Source organism: Cellulomonas sp. ACRRI (genome assembly GCF_022346185.1).
GTDB lineage: Bacteria > Actinomycetota > Actinomycetes > Actinomycetales > Cellulomonadaceae > Cellulomonas.
The window spans coordinates 80,895-98,711 of the sequence record NZ_JAKRMS010000003.1 but is presented as its reverse complement, the minus strand read 5'-3'; the positions used below and the strand labels follow the sequence as shown (position 1 = coordinate 98,711).

Annotated in this window: 18 protein-coding genes; 14 read left to right on the top strand and 4 right to left on the bottom strand. The window is 72.3% G+C overall.

What is annotated here, in order from left to right; translation table 11 throughout:
- The first annotated feature begins 415 nt into the window (after positions 1-415).
- Both MHY85_RS01875 and MHY85_RS01870 read left to right on the top strand, forming a co-directional pair.
- A complete protein-coding gene (locus MHY85_RS01875) occupies positions 416-1,705 on the top strand; it encodes a helix-turn-helix domain-containing protein (RefSeq protein WP_218706791.1) in 1,290 nt (429 codons plus the stop codon).
- Positions 1,706-2,156: 451 nt separating this feature from the next.
- Positions 2,157-2,579 carry a hypothetical protein gene (locus tag MHY85_RS01870; protein WP_218706790.1) on the top strand — a complete coding sequence of 141 codons (423 nt, stop codon included), beginning with the start codon at positions 2,157-2,159 and terminating at the stop codon, positions 2,577-2,579.
- Between the two features lie 95 nt (positions 2,580-2,674).
- Here MHY85_RS01870 and MHY85_RS01865 read toward each other — a convergent pair whose 3' ends face one another.
- A complete protein-coding gene (locus tag MHY85_RS01865; protein WP_218706789.1) occupies positions 2,675-4,021 on the bottom strand; it encodes a hypothetical protein in 1,347 nt (448 codons plus the stop codon).
- 712 nt (positions 4,022-4,733) lie between these two features.
- Between MHY85_RS01865 and MHY85_RS01860 the strand changes: the two genes are divergently transcribed.
- The 9 genes from MHY85_RS01860 to MHY85_RS01820 all read left to right on the top strand — a co-directional run bounded on the left by MHY85_RS01860 (position 4,734) and on the right by MHY85_RS01820 (position 12,716).
- Positions 4,734-5,042 (top strand): hypothetical protein, encoded by a 309-nt coding sequence (locus tag MHY85_RS01860; protein ID WP_218706788.1) that lies wholly within the window; start codon positions 4,734-4,736, stop codon positions 5,040-5,042.
- 688 nt (positions 5,043-5,730) lie between these two features.
- Positions 5,731-7,803, top strand: a complete 2,073-nt coding sequence (locus tag MHY85_RS01855) for a hypothetical protein (protein WP_218706787.1) — start codon at positions 5,731-5,733, stop codon at positions 7,801-7,803.
- Positions 7,804-8,008: 205 nt separating this feature from the next.
- Positions 8,009-8,404 carry a hypothetical protein gene (locus MHY85_RS01850; RefSeq protein ID WP_239192385.1) on the top strand — a complete coding sequence of 132 codons (396 nt, stop codon included), beginning with the start codon at positions 8,009-8,011 and terminating at the stop codon, positions 8,402-8,404.
- Between the two features lie 467 nt (positions 8,405-8,871).
- Positions 8,872-9,648, top strand: a complete 777-nt coding sequence (locus MHY85_RS01845; RefSeq protein ID WP_218706785.1) for a ParA family protein — start codon at positions 8,872-8,874, stop codon at positions 9,646-9,648.
- A 1-nt stretch (position 9,649) separates the two neighbouring features.
- Complete coding sequence (locus tag MHY85_RS01840) at positions 9,650-10,162, top strand: hypothetical protein (RefSeq protein ID WP_218706784.1); 513 nt, start codon at positions 9,650-9,652, stop codon at positions 10,160-10,162.
- A 71-nt stretch (positions 10,163-10,233) separates the two neighbouring features.
- Positions 10,234-10,785 carry a hypothetical protein gene (locus MHY85_RS01835; protein ID WP_218706782.1) on the top strand — a complete coding sequence of 184 codons (552 nt, stop codon included), beginning with the start codon at positions 10,234-10,236 and terminating at the stop codon, positions 10,783-10,785.
- A gap of 16 nt (positions 10,786-10,801) precedes the next feature.
- Complete coding sequence (locus MHY85_RS01830; protein ID WP_218706780.1) at positions 10,802-11,029, top strand: hypothetical protein; 228 nt, start codon at positions 10,802-10,804, stop codon at positions 11,027-11,029.
- A gap of 167 nt (positions 11,030-11,196) precedes the next feature.
- Entirely contained in the window at positions 11,197-11,709 is a 513-nt protein-coding gene (locus MHY85_RS01825; protein WP_239192382.1) for a hypothetical protein, read from the top strand.
- A 233-nt stretch (positions 11,710-11,942) separates the two neighbouring features.
- Positions 11,943-12,716, top strand: coding sequence for a DUF3800 domain-containing protein (locus tag MHY85_RS01820; protein ID WP_218706777.1), 774 nt, complete (start codon positions 11,943-11,945; stop codon positions 12,714-12,716).
- A gap of 177 nt (positions 12,717-12,893) precedes the next feature.
- Here the strand turns inward: MHY85_RS01820 and MHY85_RS01815 are convergent, their stop codons facing one another.
- Together MHY85_RS01815 and MHY85_RS01810 are read right to left on the bottom strand one after the other, a co-directional pair.
- Complete coding sequence (locus MHY85_RS01815) at positions 12,894-13,058, bottom strand: hypothetical protein (RefSeq protein ID WP_218706776.1); 165 nt, start codon at positions 13,056-13,058, stop codon at positions 12,894-12,896.
- 107 nt (positions 13,059-13,165) lie between these two features.
- Entirely contained in the window at positions 13,166-13,417 is a 252-nt protein-coding gene (locus MHY85_RS01810) for a hypothetical protein (RefSeq protein WP_239192379.1), read from the bottom strand.
- 169 nt (positions 13,418-13,586) lie between these two features.
- On the opposite strand from MHY85_RS01810, the gene MHY85_RS01805 reads away from it, so the two are divergent.
- Positions 13,587-13,967: a hypothetical protein gene (locus MHY85_RS01805; protein ID WP_218706774.1), complete on the top strand. Its 381-nt coding sequence runs from the start codon at positions 13,587-13,589 to the stop codon at positions 13,965-13,967.
- A complete protein-coding gene (locus MHY85_RS01800; protein ID WP_218706773.1) occupies positions 13,964-14,761 on the top strand; it encodes an RES domain-containing protein in 798 nt (265 codons plus the stop codon). The genes MHY85_RS01805 and MHY85_RS01800 overlap by 4 nt, the downstream gene beginning before the upstream one ends.
- A gap of 287 nt (positions 14,762-15,048) precedes the next feature.
- On the opposite strand, the gene MHY85_RS22015 is transcribed toward MHY85_RS01800, so the two are convergent.
- Positions 15,049-15,435 (bottom strand): histone-like nucleoid-structuring protein Lsr2, encoded by a 387-nt coding sequence (locus MHY85_RS22015; RefSeq protein WP_374225968.1) that lies wholly within the window; start codon positions 15,433-15,435, stop codon positions 15,049-15,051.
- A 185-nt stretch (positions 15,436-15,620) separates the two neighbouring features.
- On the opposite strand from MHY85_RS22015, the gene MHY85_RS01795 reads away from it, so the two are divergent.
- Entirely contained in the window at positions 15,621-17,573 is a 1,953-nt protein-coding gene (locus tag MHY85_RS01795) for a S1 family peptidase (protein ID WP_218706771.1), read from the top strand.
- Positions 17,574-17,817: the final 244 nt, after the last annotated feature.

The window sequence follows — 17,817 nt, the reverse complement described above, 5'->3', positions numbered from 1 at the left end:
GTGCGGTACGTCGCCCGCCGCGCAGCGGCGCACTCGTCGCACCATCCGCGTGCGGCGACATCACTCCCACCTCCTGACGACCGGGCCTGCCCTGCCCGACATGAACGAAGTGTGGCCCCCACCACAGCGCTGAGTGTCAGCACCGCAGGCCTAGGTGGTGGCCGGCTGGGTGGTCAGGGATCGCCGCGGTGTCGCCGCAGCCCGTTCCCGAGCGGCTAGGTAGGTGGATCCGTGTGCCAAGTTGGACAGGCTCGCGTTCGGCCGCCTGTGGTTCCTGTCGCCGCTGACGGTGTGCTTGGCAGCGCGCGCGGGCCGAGGCACCCGGCTTCCGTATTGCCCCCACTGGGCCGGCGCCTCATCCGCTCGCCTCACCGAACGACCCTCACGCGTCGGCTGTCAGAGCCAGGATGGGGGCGTGGCGATCACCTGGACCCGTTTGCACGAGCGCCTCGGCATCGAGGCCCGTCCCTTGACCTACGACGACATTCGCGCCGCGGTCGACCAGCAGCTCGACGAGGACGCGCAGCTGGAGTGGAAGGGCCACCGGCCCTCCAGCGAGGGCGAGCGGGTCGAGCTCGGCAAGGATCTGGCCGCGATGGCCAACTCCGGTGGCGGGCTGATCGTGTTCGGCGTCGGGGAGGAGACCCGCGACGACGGCTCCAAGATCCCCGTGCACACCGACGTCGCACTCGACGAGCACGCCGAGCAGCAGGTCCGATCAGTCGCCTGGGGTCGCGTCCGGCCGATCATCGCCGGCGTCGAGATCGAGCAGCTCGAGAACCCGGGTGAGCCAGGCCGCGGCGTCCTGGCGGTCTGGGTACCGCCGAGCCCCGATGCCCCGCACTTCTACGAGAAGGACGGCCAGCCGCCGGCCGCGCCCTGGCGCGACGGCCCGCATATCGCGAACCTGCGGGAGCGGGAGATCGAGCGTGCTTACCGCGACCGGTTCCGCCGGCAGGACGACGCGGCTTCCGCGCTCGACCGGCTGGTGGAAGGCGCGAGCCGTCGACTCGCGTTCCGAGGCCCGTACGGCGGGCGCTGGACCATCGTGGCCGCGCGACCGCTCAGCGGCCCGCCCCTCGGCTTTCGGCCGCCCGACCGCGCAGTCGTCCAGACCGTGGTCGAGGACGTGGAAGCGCGCGAGCGCGCGATCTTCGTAGGCCGAGATGCCTTGGGCTCCGGATTCGCTTCGCAGGTTGACCACAACCCCGGCGTGGGCCTGAGGCGCTGGTCCTTCGTCGTCCGTGGCCACAACGAGCCGAACGACGGCCTCGCCAGCTGGACCCTGTGCGAGATGCATCACGACGGCTCGACGGTCCTGGCCTTCGGCTCGGGTGAACCCGGGGTCGGCGTGGACCAGCGGCCGTACCTCAGCCACGAGCAGGTCGAACACACCGTGGGATCGGCCGTCGCGCTCGCCCGATCGTGGACCGCAGCGCTGCGCACCTCGGGGCCGATCAGCATGCGCGCAACCGTGCACAACTCGCATGACGGACCGTTCTGGCTCGCTCCCGCCAGCAGGCGCGGCGGCGTCTCCACGGCCCGAGCGGTGTCGGACCCGGTGACCCGTGTCGAGCCGGTCGACAGCATGCTCGGTGCGCGCGACGACCTCTTGACCGACCTCGAGGTGGCTCACGACCTGGTGCGAGGGATCATCAACCAGTTCGGCGTCGACGCCGTCGTGACGATCAAGAGCGCCGGCTGAGCCCGACGACCCGGCAGGAGCGACGCCCCGCATCGCGTCACCTGGCGAGTCCCGCCAGCTCCTGCCATGCGCGCGATGCTCGCCCCGACGGCGCCCGCGACGTGACGTGCCACGGCCGACAGGTCGCGCACGGGTGCACCGCGACGACCATCCGCCGTCCACGCGCACGCTGACGCCGGCGTAAGAACTCGAGCGCGCGCGCCGCGGCGCGCGGCGTCGGGTACGCGATCTTGCTGCAGAAGGTCACGAGGCTGCTCGCATGGGCGCAGGGCACGCGCCGGCTCACAACCGGTCCGCACCAGGGCCTGCCTCATCTGCGCGGCGCGGGAAGGGCCCGAAGCCCCGGACGGTCCCAGCCTAGCCACCGGCCGACGCCGGGAGGTTTCACCCGTGCCTCAACGCCCCTGGTCGCGCGAGGATGACCGTGCTGGCGGACCAACGGGGGTGCGGCATGACAGCAAGCACATGGACGCTGGCGCACGTGGTGCTCACCAGCACCTCGTCCCCGACGCCCGCCCCAACCGCCCCCGGCGCAGCCGCGACCGGCACCGGAGCAGGCTTCGTCTCCGGAGCCGGGTTCCTGGCCTTCGCGTTCGGTGCGTTCCTCGTCGTCGCCGGCACCTACGTCCTGCTGCGCCTACGAGGCAAGGAAGGACCCGTCACGCTCGTGCGCGTGATGGCCCTGATGTTCGTCGTCGTCGCCGCGGTCGTCCTCGCGTTCGGGTCCGTCGCCAGCGAGACCAAGACGGCCGCGTTCACCGTCCTGGGCACCATCGCCGGTTACCTCGCAGCCTCCCGAACCCCTGGCACGACCAAGACCGTCCGCGACACCACCACCGGCGTCGAAACCACCACCCGGCGAGACGTCACCTGACGTTGTGCTGCTCGGTCAGCACGCTAGGTGGGGCATGCACTCCTTGGACGTCCATCTTCGTTGGACGTCCAACTTCGTTGGACATTCACGCGGCGCTAAGAGGACCAGCCTCCGGAACCTTCGGCGACGACGTCGTGCGTATCGATGCTCCAGGAGTAGACCAACGGCCCGCTGTAGCTGCCGGTCGGCTCCTGGTTCCAGCCCCAACGCGCCTTGGCGGGGTCCAGCGTCGCGCTCACCGTGACCTCGATGCGATCCGCTCCCGCAGGCACCAGGAACACGTACGTGTACGCCTGCGGGTCCCAGCTCGTCGCGGGGTGCGGCACACCGTTGACGGTCGCGACCGCATCGGCAGCGGTCAAGGCGTGTGCGGAGGTCGTGCTGGCAGCCTTCAGCTCCAGACGGAAGAACTCCTGCCCGTCCGGCGCCGGGCCGTCATCCCAGGCAGCGACCGACCAAGCAGCGCTCGTCCCATACGGATCGTCCAGATACCCGCGCCAGGAGGTGACGTCCTCACCGCTCGCGCTCAGAGCCTTCGGTGACGCCTTGCTCGCGGTCACGGTCCCGCGCCGCGCCGTACCAAGACGCTCGGACAGACCGTCGTCGTCGACCTCGCCCGTCAACAGGTCGATCCGCTGAACTACCTCACCGGTCGTGGCCGCCAGGACCACCTCGGCGCCGTCCGGGATCGACATCGTGAGGGTCATGGTGCCGGTCTGCACACCGACACCAACCGCCTCGGTCGCCTCGGCAGACACGACCCCGTCGACCAGCACCTCGTAGGTCGAGATGTCCCGCTCGCGGGAGATCTCCAAAGCGATCGACACCAGCTCCTCACCGTCGGCAGCCCGCAGGTCCGAGCCGCCGACCACGACGAACGCGGGCACAGAGACCGACGCGACGTGCACCGTCCCCGCCGGCGTCGACATCGAAGCGCCGACCGCACGGACCGGATCCATCTGTCCCGAGGCGGCATCGGCGCTCGCCCAGCTCTCCTCGAGCACCGGCAACCCCGCCACCCAGGCGTCGTAGTCATCGCTGATCGCATCAGCGCGGCCGCGCAGCCACTTCAGCGCGGAAGGCTGCTTGTCCGACGGGATCGCGGGGTAGCTCGACAGCCCGATCCAGTACTTCTCCCCCCGGACCTTCATCATCTCGCCGTACGGCTGGTCCTCGGAGAACGTCAGGCTCAACGCACCCGCGACCGTCGGGTAGGTGCAGGTCCCCGACGAGTGGCTGTCGCCCTGCAGCTCGAGCCCGAGCCGCTTGCCGAGCGCCTCCGGCTTCCCGAACAGCCGCTCGCACGCCGTCACCATCTGGTCATCCGACCCACGGGTCAGCTCCCAGAAGCCGGCACCACCGCCACCAGAACACGCGCAGGTCGCGGCAACCAGCACGGCAGCCACACCTCCGCCGATCGTCCTCGACAACTTCGTCGTCACTCATCGCTCCACGGCGCCTGGGCCGCTACCGACACGCGTTCGCCGCGCGCGGTGGCAGCTAGTCCTACCCCCGCGCCTACGGTCCCACCGAGGTCACCACCTACCGCGCGCGCACTCTCCACCCTGAGGGGAACCCACCAGGCGCGCGAGCAGCGATGCCGCCCGGAGCATCCTGAAGACCCGGCCGGCCCTGCCCGGAATGCACGAAGCGTGTCCCCCACCACAGCGCTGAGTGTCGGCACCACAGGCCCAGGTGGTGGCCGCCTGGGTGGTCAGGGATCGGCCCGACGGCACCCCGAGCCGGTCCCACGGGGCTAGGTAGGTGGACCCGTGTGCGAAGTTGGACAGGCTCGCGTGCAGCCGCGGTGGTTCCTGTCGCCGCCGACGGCGTGCTGAACAGCGCACGCGGGCCGAGGCGCCCGGCTTTCGCATTGCCCCCGCTCGGTCGGGCGCCTCAGCCGCTCGTCTCGCCGAACGGCCCTCGCGCGACCGTCCAGGGCCCTTCGCCGGCGGCGAGGTCACATCACGAGCACCGGCTGAGCTCGACCACTGGGCGTCGAGTCATCACGGACGGCCACTCACCCGGCAACACTCAGGTGCGCCCACCCGCGAAGATGCCGGCGTGCCAGAGTCGCGCCGTCCCCCCGAGCCGGACGCTCCTCCCCCGGCGCGGTCGACCGACGGCCGGCACCCGCGGACGCCAAGGCGGCGCGTGTCCTTCCTGCTGCCGGGTGGCACCCTCGCCGCCGTCGACGCCCGCGTCGACCAGCTCCACCTCAGCGACCGCGACGAGTACCTCAACACGCTCGTCGAGGCGTACACACGCGACAGGCCGCCCCTGAGCGGGGCTCCCCTGCCCGACTACCCTGCGTGCGAGCACGTCACGGCCACCATCCCGATCCCCCTCGCGAGCATCCTGCTGCGGCGCGCTCACGCGATCGACGCCCGGACCCCCGGCCTGCTCCGCTCGCTCGTCCTGGCGGACCTCGCCGCAGCACGACGTCGCGAGCAGATGCCGTGAGCCCAGCGCCAAGTCAACGATCAAACGGCAACACGCCGCGTCAGTTTCTGTTTCTGCACGTCTCTGTGCGGTTAGGTAGGCGCATGAGCATGAAGCGCGGACACGGCGGTCGCCCGTCCAAGGGGCCCCGCGACCAGTTCACGGCTCGCCCCGCTCTGCCGGTCGGCGAGGCAGTTCGAGCCCGCGCCGCGGAGCTCGGCTACGAGCTCTCAGACTTCGTGACCCTCCTGCTCGCCCGTGAGGTGGGCATGGAGGAGTATGCCCCGGCGCCGAAGCACGACACGGCGCAGGGCGTTCTCCTGGAGAGGGGGGCTGCGCGACTGGCGAAGTCCGCCTAGCCAAAAAAAGACCGCCCCCGGAGGGGCGGTCTTCGTGAGTCCTCGGTCCTTCACCCTTCAGCTTGGCGGCGGGGCGGTGATGGGCCTCAGAGAGACGATCCCCGAATCGGGGTTCGTCCCGTTCTCATATGAAGTTGGGAGTCACTGTACCCGTGCGCCCTGCTTTGGCGCACCCACACGCCGGTGACACGCCGACGCGTGCGGGTGAACGCCACCCTGGTGCGACCACGCCACCCCCCGCTTTCCGCGGTGCCAGAGACGACGTCTCTGCAGGTCACGACCTTGACGCGCTGCTCTTCGAGCCCGCGTCCTGGTTCGCGATCGACGCCCAGAACCGGAGAGTCCCCGGCGTGTCGCCTGCCACCCTCGACGACGCCCTGGCCCTGGTCGGCCGCGGCGCCGTGGCCACCGTCGTCGGCCGGCTGCGTCCCGAGGTCCGCGCCGTCGACGTCGACCTCACCGGCGACGTCGCTGCGTTCGCCGTGGACACGATCACCGACTGGTGCCGGGCCCGCGGCCTGTGGCACCTGGTCCGCGCCTCCGGCGGCGCCGACGGCCGCGCGCACGTCCTGGTCGTACCGGGTGTCCACCTCGACGCCCTCACCGCGTTCATCGCCGAGCTGCGCGCGGAGTTCCGCATCGGCCCGCGGAGCGTCGACCTGCGACGCCAGGTCCGCCCGCTGTCCGCTCCGCACCGCCGCCGCGGCGCCACTCCCCCGCCCTCCGGCGCCGGCGCCGCCCTCGTCGAGCTCGCCCGCACGCTCGAGGCGCTGCCCGAGCGGATCACCGCCCGCCGGCGGGCCCACAGGGCCGAGGTCGTCCCGCTGCACGGCCCCGACGCCGCCCTGATCCCCCGCCGGCGCCCCCGCCGGCAGCTGCCCGAGGTCTGGGCGGCGTACCTCGACCGCGGCCGCGCCGCCGCACGCGCCGTCGACCGCGACCCCTCCACCCGCTCCCAGATCGAGCTGGAGGCCACCTTCCAGCTCGTCATCGCCGGCTACGGCGAGGACGAGGCCTGGCAGGCCGTCCACACCAGCGCCCGCACCGCGTTCACGAAGTCCAAGCGCAACGGCCGGCGCTGGTGGTGGCTGCTGTGGAACCGCGCCGTGCTGGACGCCGACACCTGGCTCGCCGAGCGCCGCGCCCAGAACGCCGGCGACCCACTGCCGGCCACCCTGCGCGCACGCGCGCACCTCGAGTCGGCCTGGCGGTCCTGGCCTGCCACGACCCGGCAGACCGACTACGAGATCGCCGCCGTCCTGATCGAGCGCATGGAAGCCCTCGGAGACACCGAGCTGCGCATCCCACAACGCGAGCTCCTGCTCCTGTGCGCGGTCGGGTCCCGCACCACGATCCGGGCCAGCCTGCCCCGCCTGGTCGACGCCGGCCTGATCACCGTCGAGGCGACGTACGCCCCCGGCACCACCGACACGAGCGACACCATCCGCCTCGCCGAGCGCTTCATAACCGAACCGCACGACACCGAGGGTGCTGCTGTGTCGGCCACTGGCCCACATAGGTTTCAACCCCCCCAGCCGCGACCGCCCCTCCCCCAGAGGCTCTCCCTCGGCCTGACGGCCGCCCAGCTCCTCCAGAGGCTCCAGGCCGGGCCGCCCTCGGGAACCACGACCACCGACCTCCTGCGGGCCGCCGGGCTGCTGACCGCGCCGGACGACGAGCCCACCGCCGGGCAGCTCCGCGCAGCCCGCGCCCACCTGCGCGTGCTCGCCGGGCACGGCCTCGCTCGAGGAGACGAGCACGGCCTGTGGCACGCGCTGCCACCGAGCGGGCAGGCGGAGGAACTGGTGCAGGTCGGATCCCTGCTGACGGCCCGCAAGGCCCGCGCCGTGGCACAGGAGCGCCGCGAGTTCCGCGACACCGTCGACGTCGACCGACGCCGTGAACGGTGGCGACGGCAGCGGGACGCCGCCCGTCAGCGCGCCGCCAAGGCCAGGCGCGCACGGCAGCACCAGTGGTGGTCGACCCTCGACCCCGACGAACAACGCCAACGGCAGCAGGCCGCCGCCGCGGCGTTCCTGCGGCTGTCCCCCGCCGAGCGCGCCGCACGCAAGCACGCCCTGGCCAGCGACCGCTCGCGCGCCGGCGAGCACGAGCGCACCCGCTACGACCAGTGGCTCAACGACACGGCCCCCGAAGAGCTCGAACGTCGGTCACAGGAGCGCGCCCTGTGGTTCGCCGGCCTGCCGGCACACGAACGCGCGCAGCTCGTCATGGACTGGAACCTGCACCGCTCCAGCTGGAACCTCCCCCACGCGCTACGCGTCATCGAAGGCACCCCGCCGCCGCAGACCAGGCGGCTCCCCGAGGACGAGCTGCTGCGCCGACCGGCGACCACCGTCGAACAGCAGGTCCTGTTCGACGAACCGCCCACGCGCAGACGGCCCGGTCACGCCGTCGCCTAGGCCCCCTGCGCCTCGTGCGCCGAACAGCCGTGAGGTGGCCCCTGAACTGCGAGAGGATCGCGTCATGCCGACCTCGAAGCACCGCCGCAAGAGGAAGCCGCGACCCAGGACCACCACCCGGCAAGGGGTCCAGGCTCCCCCGCTCCCACCCGGGACGCTCGACCTCACCGGGTTCGCGGAGCCCGGACCGGGTCACCACGGTCGGGTGATCCCCGCGCCGATCGACTCGTTCGGGCCACACGACGACCAGGCGCGCGCGTTCATCGCACGCGTCGCGACCGCGACCAGCGCCGAGTGGATCGCAGCAGGCGACTTCGGGGAGTCCAGCGGGACCTCAGCGCAGATCGCGCGGTTCAAGGGGCCGCGTGATCGCGTCGACCAGGTGACCAGGACCAACCTGCCCGAGGTCGCTTGGTACCTGGAGGACTTCGACGTCGAGGAAGCGCACTTCAGGTGGGCGCCGCCACGGTCCGAGGACGCCGAGCTCGCTGCTGCCGCTCTGGCCGCGATCGTCGCTCAGGACTGGATCGCCAGCGAGGACTACCAGACCCTGACCGCGGCCGCCCGAAGCGTCGGGTGGCTCCCCTCCGACACCGCCTGAGCCCGCGCCGGGCGAGGTGCCGGTGCGAGAGGCAGGTCGCAGGCGCGTCAGGTGATCTTGCTGACCAGGCGTGCCGGCAGCGGCCGGCCCTCGACGCTGATGGCGCTGTCCCTCAGCCCGATCCGTTCTCTCGGCCGTCCCCCATAGGGCCCATCCCGGGCCCCGCCCGTACCATCGCCATCATGTCGTGCCCAGCGGGGCGCCACGCGCCGTTAATTACTTACGTACGTAATGCGGCACTGGGTCGACCGTCGGGTGCCGTGCTTACCAGAGCGCCCACGAGTGGCCGCGACGCCAGCGTTAAATACTTACGTACGTATTGCCGTACGTCAGGGCCTACGTACATCCGTACAGCCGTGCTACCATACGTACGGCGGTATGGCTGGACGTCCGTCCATCTGGCCGCCCTGGGGGCGGTACGGCGCGCCTTACGGCTGCGACGCCAGACGACGGAGAGGATGCGAGGCATGCCGACGATCACCGCGCTTGCGAACCAGAAGGGTGGCGTGGGGAAGACCGCCACGACCTGCAACTTCGCGGCGGCGCTGACGGACCTGGGCCGGCGCGTGCTGGTCCTAGACCTTGACGCCCAGGCGAACTCCACCGAGACGCTGGACGCGGTCGGGGAGTACGACATGTACGACGTGCTGCGATCCGAGGAGACCGGCGTCATCGGTGACGCGATCGTCGAGACCGCGTGGCCCGGGGTGAGCGCCGTGCCCGGGAGCAAGAGGCTGTCGCTGTTCGAGCAGGAGTCCCTGATGACTCCGGAGCACCGGCTCAAGAACGCGATGTGGCAGGCGTCCGGGCTCGAGGAGTTCGACGACATCCTCATCGACTCCCCGCCGAGCCTGGGTCGGCTGACCCTGAACGGCCTGATCGTCGCCGATCGGGTGGTCATCCTCACCGAGCTCGAGCCGTACTCGATCCGCGGCGTGGGGGAGTTCATCGAGACCCTGAGCGCGGTGCGCCGCAACCCGCAGCTGAACCCCGCGCTGCGTCTGGCCGGGATCATCGTCAACAAGGCCAAGCTCAACACGATCGAGCACCAGGAAGGCCTCAAGGAGCTGAAGGCCGCGTTCGGCACCGACGTCGTGCGCTCGCCCTACCTGCGCGCCTCGACGGTCGTCCCAACCAGCGCCGGCGCGCACAAGCCTGTCTCGAAGATGCGCGGCCCGGTCGCCGCGGCGATCGCCGAGGACTACGCCCGCCACGCCAAGTGGCTCGTCGAGGAGGTGGCCTGAGATGGCAACGACCGAGCGGCGCCCGTCCCTGGTGCGGGCACCCGAGTCCCGCAACCTCGTCGAGGACCTGGTCGCCACGCACACGCCCGCCCCTGACTCCGCGACCAGCCCGCCGGCGCCGAAGGCTCCGAGAGGTCAGGCCGCCGTCGCCGAGCCGAAGCAGGAGCGGGCGTCAGCAGCCGCCGTGCCTCCCGGCCTTGCCCAGCCTGCAGCCGTCGCCGCCGCAGCGCCGGCGGCCCCGAAGGCGCGCGGCGCGAGCCGCCAGGGCGCGGTCGAGGAGCCGGCCGCGCCGTCGTACCGCCGTGGCCCCGGGCGGCCGCGGAACGAGCGGATCATGCGGCCCTTGACCACGACGATCGAGATCGGCCTGCGCGCCCGCGTCGACGCCTACGCCCAGGAGCACAACGCCAAGTTCGTTGACGTGCTCGACCAGGCGCTCCGTCTGGCCCTGGACGTCTGGGAGGGCAAGACCGCCATCGTCGAGGACCAGGACGACCAGACCGCCGCCGGCTGACTCCCGGCCGGCCACACCAACGCCGAGAGCCGCACCCCGCCGTCAGCCGCACTGACCAAGGAGCGTTCCTCATGGACCCGTCGCTGCTGACAGTCACCGAGCTCACCAACGGCCTGCGCTCCGGCGCCGCCGGCAGGTACCCGTCCGAGGCGGCCGTCGAGCTGCTCATCCGGCACTGGACCTGGCTAGCACGTCCCGGCTTCGCCCGTGACTGCGTGTGGGCACCGGCGGGGGAGTCCGACGTCCTCTTCATCCGCTGGGACCGGCTCATCGCCCATGCGAGCAGCGAGCAGGTCGACCTGCCGCCGGCTGACCGGGCCGTGGCTCTCATCGCCGCCCACCTCGGGGCGTGGACGGACCCGCAGGCCGACTGGCCCGGGCTCGAGCGGATCCCGCCGCTGTCGTGGCTGCTCGCCAGCCTGCCGCGCGCCGAGGTCGCCCTGGTCCTCGCCGCGATCTCCCACGCGGCCGGCACCCACGACCAGGTCGACCACGTCGGCGAACCCGGCGAGGGCGACGGCGCCGACCGGTGGCGTGTCACCGCCACCAGTCCTCGCCTGCCACTGGGCCCGCTGTACCAGTGGCCCGACCCAGCGCTGCCCGGTCTCGCCGACCCGGCCTGACTCTCAGAGGAACCCGATGCCCACCACGCTGACGTTCACGGTCCCGCTGGACCTCACGATCACCGTTCCCAGCACCTCCGACGACGACAGGGCCTTCGACGCCGACGTCAGCGCCGCCCACGAGCAGGTCCGCGGCGTCCTGCAGCAGCTGCGATCCGACAACCCCGACGTCCGCGTGTTCGTCGAGACCGTCGACCTGCCCGACCCCGTCGAGCACGTTCACCCGGAAGGCCAGGACCGATGAACGCTCCACAGCCCGCCCGGTCGATCTCGCCGGCCCCGGTCCCCGGTCTCGTCGGGCGCCCGAGCAGGGTCGAGTACGGCGTGGAGCTCGATGACGCGGGCTCGGTCGACATCGCCGAGGACCGGAACAGCGCGCAGGCCCAGGCCCACCAGCACGGCGGTGATGTCGTGCGCATCGAGACCTGGCCCGTGGACGCCCGCGCGGTGAGCCTCGACCGAGACGCCTGGATCGCGCACATTCGGCACGTCCTGGACCGTGCCGACGAGCGCGACGAGCAGGTCCTCGACGCCGTCCTCGACACCCTCCGGTCCGTAGAGCACGCCGGCACGCTGAGCGTCGTCGACGTCATGACCAGCTACGACCAGGTCCAGGACGCCTATGCCGAGGCCCTGGACGGTTGGGCGCGCGCCGACCAGCGCGCGGCCGATGCCCTGCGAGCCCTGAAAGGTGCGGTGCGGGACGTGGAGGCGGCCGCGGCCGCCCGGCACCTCGACGGCGGCCTGGACGCGGCCCTGAGTGCCCTGCGCGCGGCCGCCGGCGCCGCGTCGGCGCCGGCGGCCGACCCTGCGCCGTGGCTGCCCACGCCGGGGCACCTGTTCAACGGACGCTGCCCCGAGCCCGATCGCCCCGGCGCCCGAGACCCCGAGTGCCCCGCTTGCCGGGCGCTGGACGCACGGTGAGCCCGGGCGGGCTGCGCTGCACCCTGCTCGGCCACCGATGGCAGGTCGTCCTGGCCTGGATCGAGCGGCGCCAGGATCAGGCCTTCCGCCACCGGTGCACCCGATGCGGCGCGATCCGCGAGGAACTCACCCAGTAGGGCCCCACAGCCGAGGTTGCGTGGAGGTCGCGCCTCGGCCCGCATCCGGCCTTCGCTGGCCGCGGCCAGATCGGTCTGCGGAGTGCCTGCGAGATCATGACCTTCGTGTACATGGCATACGTCGATGACTCCGGCGACTCGAAGAACGGCACCACGTTGTCCGCGCTCCTCGTTGAGCCGGAGCACTGGAGCGGCGTACTGGACGCCTGGCTCGCCGGTCGGCGGGAGGTGCACGCAGCGTTCGGAGTGCGCAAGCACGCAGAGCTGCACGCCACGCGCCTGTACAAGGGCCGCGGGAAGTTCTGCGAGTCCCCTGAGCAGGACGCGGCGTTCGGGGGGAGGCAGCGCGCCGCGACGGGTCGGATCGTCCTGAGCCACCTGTCGCAGTACGAGCACTTCCACGTCGTGACCGTCGGCACGACCACCGTGTCGAAGTCGACGGTCTATGCGCAGTTCGTCGCGTACCTGGAGGACTGGGCCGCGAGCCGGCAGACCGAGCTGGTCATCTTCTACGACGGCCCGCAGGGCATCCAGCAGGACGACGGCTCCGAGATCTCCAGGGAGGAGCTGGCCGCGCAGTGGGAGAGCGCGCTGCGCAACGCCGCGCCCTACCGACGTGTGCACCGGGATCTCGACATCGGCCGGCGGCGCGTCGTCGAAGATCCGATCATGCAGGACAGCCGCTACAGCCAGCTGATCCAGGCCGTCGACCTGATCGCTTATGGCGCGTACCACCGCCACCTCCAGGCGCGGCCTGACATCTGGGGTACGAAGAACGCTGCGGTCCCCGAGGCGATCCGCGCGTACATGACCACCCGAAGCCACTGGCTGCCCGACTCCGACGACAACGGCGTCGTCTGGCTCGGCTGAAACGCAAGAACCCCCGGCCGAGGCCGGGGGTCCGCGAGGTGCAAGACCCCGTGGGTGACCACGGAGGCCACATGGGGCCTTGCAAGGTGCCACTCTACACGTTGGTACCGAAACACGGGGTTTCGGTACCAACGTCCTCCGATGCTCGACACGGAGTCCGGCCACTCCGCCCCGGGTTCACGTGAGCCGGCGCTGCACGTCGGCCGCCGGCAGCCACACCGCGCCGGTCATGACGCGCAGGTCCGTGATCCGGACCCGGACCACGGACCGGGTCCACTCCAGTGCGAGCGTCTCCAGGAGCTCGTCGCCGGTGGCCCAGCGCAGCACCGCGGTGACGGGCACGGGGCGGTCGACGTCGTGGTGGACGCCGGCCGGGACGGGTAGAGCGTTGTGCAGCGGGACTGCGGCTGCGATCCGCGAGAGCCCGCCCGGGACGCTCTGTGGCAGGTTCACCGCCGGGTCACCGCCGAGGCCCAGACCCACGCAGTGCCGGCGCGTCCGTGCTCGTCGCGGTAGCGCACGTGGACGGCCGACGGTGTCCACGCAACCGCCTCACCGTCGACCTGGACGTCGCGACCGCGGCCGTCGATGATCCAGGCCCGCACGGGAACGGGCGAGGGTGAGCGTGTGATGCGCTGGCCGGCGATCACGGTCGGCGGCACCTGCCGCGCCATGTCGCGCATCGGACCCCGGTCGACCACCCCGCCAGTATCGAACACGTGTTCGAACAAGGCGAACGCGCTGGCAGCCGCGGCGCAGCGGTCGCCACCGCACCCTAAAGGGTATTCGAGAAGCGGAGGATGTAGATTCAGTGCGGCTTCAACCTGTGGCCGGATGTCACATCCGTAGCGGACTTGCTACGGTTTGGCCATGACCTCCCAGGCTCGCATCGATGTGCACCGCGACGCGATGCTGCTCGACATCCACGATCTGGTCCGGCGGCTGATCGATGCCGTGGGGCCGGCGGTCGTGCAGAGCATGACCGGCACCAAGGACCGCACGATGCCGTCGCGCTGGGCCCGCCCGGACGGCCCGACGCCGCAGATGGAGACTCAGAAGCGGCTGAGGTTGGGCTACCAGGTCTGGCGCACCGTCGAAGCTGCCGAGGGCCGCGATGTCGCGCTGGCCTTCCTGGTCGGAGCCAACCCGCGACTGGAGGACGACCTGCCCCTGAACGCGGTCTACGAGCTGCGGCACGCGGAGGTGCTCGGCGCGGCGCGCGCGTTCGTCGACGACACGTACGCGGCGTGACCTCGCTCGAGGAGGGCGGCCGCACCTGCGCGCGTACGGGGGTTCGCCTGGTCCCGGCCTCCGGTGGTCACGCGTTCCGCGTCGCGAAGGACCGCGGGCGTCCCGCGCTCGAGGGGTACCCGAACAGCGACGTGGGGCCGCTGCCGACCGGTGTCCCTGACCGCCGAGGGCGCTGGGACACCGTCGGCAGCACCGTGTACTTCGCCGACACCCCGCAGACCGCGTTCGCCGAGGTGCTTGCCCCGATGCGGGTCGACCGGTTGCGGCTGGCCGTCGCGGCCGGACGCGCCGGCTACTCCGTCGAGGAGTACGTCGAGGCGGTCCTCGGACAGTCGGCCGAGAACGACGTCGACCGGCCCTGGTCGGTGTCCTGCCGCTGGCAGTACGCCCGCTCGATCTACCAGGTCTGGATGCCGACCAGCGGGTGGTGGGTCCAGATCGACCACGCCGACACCCTCATGGCGATCCAGGCAGCCCAGCCCTCGATCCCGGGGCTGCCGGACGACCTGTGGTCCGGGGCCCTGGAGAGCGCCGACCGCGGGGTGACCACGCTCGTCGCCGAGTGGATCCGGGGCCTCGAGCTCGACGACGGCACCAGGCCCCTGGGGATCTGGTTCCAGTCGCGGACCCTGATGGGCCGCTGCTGGGCATGGTGGGACCGGCGCGGCGACGACGGCTTGTCACCGGGGGAGAACGACCCCCGGCTCCTCGGCTCGACCAACGTCGACACCCCCGCCCTGCGCGAGGTCGCGGCCGTGTTCGACCTGCCCGTCCTCGACGGCAAGCCGTTCTGAGGCGTCTCCGGGACTGAGCGCCGGGCTCGTGAGGCCGGCGGCGCGTACCACCTGCGATCGCCACTGCTCGAGCAGCGGGCGGGGGAGTGCGCCGGCGGTGATCGAGACCCCCTGCGTACGCGCCAGCTCGGCGAGCGCGGCGGGCGGCCGCCCGGGCCGTGCGCGCACCGGTGAGGGAGTACCGGCCTCGAGGAACGGACCCAGGACCGCCCGAAGCTCCGCCAGGTCGCCGGCGCTCAGCGGCAGATGCACGACCCTGCGGTCCAGCTCGAGAAGGTGGGTGCGAATCACCGGCGTGGCACGGGCGTCGGTGTCGACCATGTCGCGCCACTGCTCCAGAACGGCGGCGGGGAGGCGCCCGTGCCGCGGTGCCCCGTGGAGCCTGGCCAGCGTCGCCAGGCACGGGGGGTGGATGCTCGCGACGAACGCCCCCGGTCGGGAGTGCTGTCCGAGTCCACGAACGGCGCCAACGCCGTGCGCAGCCGTGTCAGGTTCGCGGCGCTGAGGTCGAGTCGGACACGCTGATCGTCGAGCCCGAGGACGTGAGACGAGCCCGCAGGGGTGCCGTCGAGGTCGTCGACCACGGACACCAGCAGGCGCTTCGACACGGCGCGACCGTAGCCCCGTGGTGCGCACCCCCAGCGGCAGGGTTGCAGGCCAGTAGGTGCTCGCATCCCCACCGTGCGTGCGCGCAGCCGTCTCGTCCGGCCGATCCCGCAGGTACGCAACGGATCTAGGTGCCGCCTGACCGGCTCCTGAGTGTCGGTCCTGCGCCGCTAGCGTCGATGAGTCCTACCTGGTCAACGTCACATCCGCGTGTCGTTGACGGGTGCGGGGGGCTCAACGACGAGGAGTCGCATTGTCTGCACGATGGAAGGGCCGGGTCGCGTGCCTGGCCGTCGGGTCGCTCGCGACCGGGGGTCTGGCCGGCCTGGCCGGGACGGCCGCGTTCGCCGACGACGTCGACCCGGTGGCGCCGACGTCGGGGCCGCAGTTCAGCGCCCAGGCGCGCACGCTGCTCGGGCTGGAGGGCGTCGAGGCGGTGACGGCGGACGGCGACGGCAACGTCGTGCTGCTGACCACCGAGCCGGTCGAGGAGCTGGTCGACGAGGCCGAGGAGTTCGTGGACGGCCACGGCAACGTCGAGGTCATCGTCCTGGACGCGCCGCTGACCGCGCTCGCCTCCAGCGACGTGGTCGGCGGCGCCGGGTACGCCGCGTACAACCCGCTGTCGTTCGCCGCCGGGCTCTGCTCGGTCGGCTTCACCGGTTTCACCCCGGCCGGCGCGCCCGCGGTCATCTCCGCCGGGCACTGCACCGACGACGGCGACTTCACCGAGGCGGCGCTGACCGTGCCGGCGGACGACGACGCGGGCGGCGGCGACGACATCTCGCTGCTGGCCGAGCTCGGCCAGTTCGGGTTCTCCCAGTTCGGCGGGCCGGGCAACACCCCGGGCGCCGACGGCGACGTCACCAGCACCGACGTGTCCGTGATCGACGTGGCCAACCCCGACCTCACGCTGCTGCCCGCGGTCACCAACTGGACCACCGTGGCGGACCTGTCGGCCTCCACCCGCCCGGTCACCGCCGTGGGCCGCGCCCAGGTCGACCAGAACGTCGTGAAGTCCGGCCGCACCACCGGGTTCACCTCCGGCAGCGTCCTCGGGCACGGCTGGGCCGTCGTCGACGGCCGCGAGGTCGCCGGGTTCATGACCGACGTGCCGGCCGCCGAGGGCGACTCCGGCGGCGCGGTCCTGCAGGGCTCCACCGCCGTCGGCCTGGTCTCCGGCGGCGGCACCAGCGGCGGGGTCCCGGTCATGTGGGCCGCGGACCTGCAGGCCGCGCTGGCCCGCACCGGCGGGTACACCGTCGCCGTCGAGGTCGCCGCCCCGGCCCTGACCGGCCCGGCCGACGGCTCGACGATCCTGCCCGGCGCCACCATCACCGGCACCGCCCCGGCCGACACCGTGCTGTCCGTGCAGCGGGGGAGCGAGGCGCCCGTCGACGTCCCGGTCAGCGGCGCCGGCACCTGGTCGATCACCGCCCCCACCCAGGCCGGCGCGGTGACCTACACCGCGACCGCCCGCAGCGGATACTCCGTCTCCCAGGCCCTGAGCTTCGGCTACGACGTCGTCCCGGCCACCGGCATCACCAGCCCCGCCGAGGGCGAGCGCGTCGTCACCGGGCTGCAGCAGATCACCGGCGTCGGCAACGCCGGCGAGACCGTCGAGCTCACCGGTGCCGTCACCGAGACCGCCGTGGTCGGCACCGACGGGACATGGCAGGTGGCCGTCGACCTGTCCTACGGCGTGCACGCCGTGACCGTCGCGCAGACCAGCGGCACCCCGACCGCCCCGGTGACGACCACGTTCCAGGTCGTGCCCGTCGCCCCCGCGATCACCAGCCTCGACGGGGTGACGTTCGCCGAGGCCGACGCCCCCAACCGAGTCGAGGGGACCGGCATCGACGGTGCCAGCGTCCAGCTCGCCGTGAACGACACCGCGGCGCTGACCGCCGAGGTCGAGCAGGGCACCTGGGGCGTCGAGCTGGCCGAGCGGCTCGCCGCCGGCGAGCACGCGATCACCGCGACCCAGACGATCAACGGCGCGACGTCCGACCCCGCCCGCGCCGGCCTGACCATCACCGCCGCCCCCGTCGCGGCGCCGGACACCCCGGCCGCCGCAGCGCCCACCGGGGTCCTCGCGCGCACCGGCGCCGAGACCGCGGCGCTCATCGCCGCGATCGCCGCGGTGCTCCTGCTCGCCGGCGGGACGGCAACCGTCCTCGCCCGACGAGCCCGCGCCCGAGCCTGACACCCGCACCGCACCACGGAGCCCCCTCGACGCACCGCGTCGAGGGGGCTCCGTGGTCCAGCACCCGATCGCCGTCGCTGCGACACGACGACCTACCGTCGACCCGGAGGGCCTTCGGACAACCAGGAGTCGAGTGTGGCAACCGCCTCGATCCGAGGGCCCTCCCGCACGCACCGAAGCCGTCGGCGTGCCCCACCCCGCTAGTGGGGGTCGTCCGCGCCCGGCCGGCGGACCCAGATCAGGC

Excerpts from the sequence above, each read along its gene's own strand:
- MHY85_RS01870 (WP_218706790.1), top strand. The coding sequence starts at position 2,157 with ATGACAGCAAGCACATGGACGCTGGCGCACGTGGTGCTCACCAGCACC.
- MHY85_RS01845 (WP_218706785.1), top strand. The coding sequence starts at position 8,872 with ATGCCGACGATCACCGCGCTTGCGAACCAGAAGGGTGGCGTGGGGAAG.
- MHY85_RS01840 (WP_218706784.1), top strand. The coding sequence starts at position 9,650 with ATGGCAACGACCGAGCGGCGCCCGTCCCTGGTGCGGGCACCCGAGTCC.
- MHY85_RS01835 (WP_218706782.1), top strand. The coding sequence starts at position 10,234 with ATGGACCCGTCGCTGCTGACAGTCACCGAGCTCACCAACGGCCTGCGC.
- MHY85_RS01830 (WP_218706780.1), top strand. The coding sequence starts at position 10,802 with ATGCCCACCACGCTGACGTTCACGGTCCCGCTGGACCTCACGATCACC.
- MHY85_RS01820 (WP_218706777.1), top strand. The coding sequence starts at position 11,943 with ATGACCTTCGTGTACATGGCATACGTCGATGACTCCGGCGACTCGAAG.
- MHY85_RS01805 (WP_218706774.1), top strand. The coding sequence starts at position 13,587 with ATGACCTCCCAGGCTCGCATCGATGTGCACCGCGACGCGATGCTGCTC.
- MHY85_RS22015 (WP_374225968.1), bottom strand. The coding sequence starts at position 15,435 with ATGCGAGCACCTACTGGCCTGCAACCCTGCCGCTGGGGGTGCGCACCA.